Consider the following 662-nt stretch of genomic DNA (forward strand, 5'->3'; position numbering starts at 1 on the left):
GAGACAGACCCCACCCCGGCGAGCCCCTGCGCCTGACGCTGTCGGTGGGCAACATCCAGGGGCCCCCCTTCGAGGGGGGCGTCACCGTCGCGTTCTCCCAGGAGGGCGTGCCCGGTCAGGTGACGCGCGCCCTGAAGCGGGACGCGGTGGGGTGGAGCACGGAGTTCGTCCCCCCGGAGACCGGCGCCTGGGACGTGGACGTCCGCTTCCTCACCTCCCGGCCCAAGGCGCTCCACGCGAAGTTCACCGTGAGCGAACCCGGCGTGCCGCTCATCGTCTGGCGCACCCTCCTGGGGCTCGTCGGGATCCTGGTGCTCGTGGGGGTGCTGCGCGCCCTGACGCAGCGCGAAGTACCCGTGGAAGTCCCCGTGGAACCCCCCGCCGGGTCGCCCGCGGAACCTTCCACCGAAGCTCCGGTGGATCCGCCCGCTGATCGGTAACACCGCCCTTCTTACAGCCCGGCCTTACAGGCCCGCGTGACCCGGAGAGGGAAAAAACCTTCCCATCCTGGGTCTCGTCACGGCCCTGTCACATGGCATCCAGGCCGCCAGCCCCTTCCCAATGTCCGTCAGTGCACGTCCCTGCCCTGGGCACCAGGGTTGCACGGGGGAGCAGGCAGGGACGTACGGCGTCGGGTTTTCCGGGCGGGGAGACATCAGGCA

General features: G+C 70.5%; 1 protein-coding gene. It reads left to right on the forward strand.

Annotated features, from left to right (window positions below):
* Positions 1–440 (forward strand): hypothetical protein (locus D7X74_RS43505; RefSeq protein ID WP_158622382.1); only part of this gene is annotated, 440 nt, incomplete at its 5' end.
* Between the last annotated feature and the right edge of the window lie 222 nt (positions 441–662).

The sequence above is a fragment of the Corallococcus sp. CA047B genome, assembly GCF_003612065.1.
In the GTDB taxonomy this organism is placed as follows: domain Bacteria; phylum Myxococcota; class Myxococcia; order Myxococcales; family Myxococcaceae; genus Corallococcus; species Corallococcus praedator.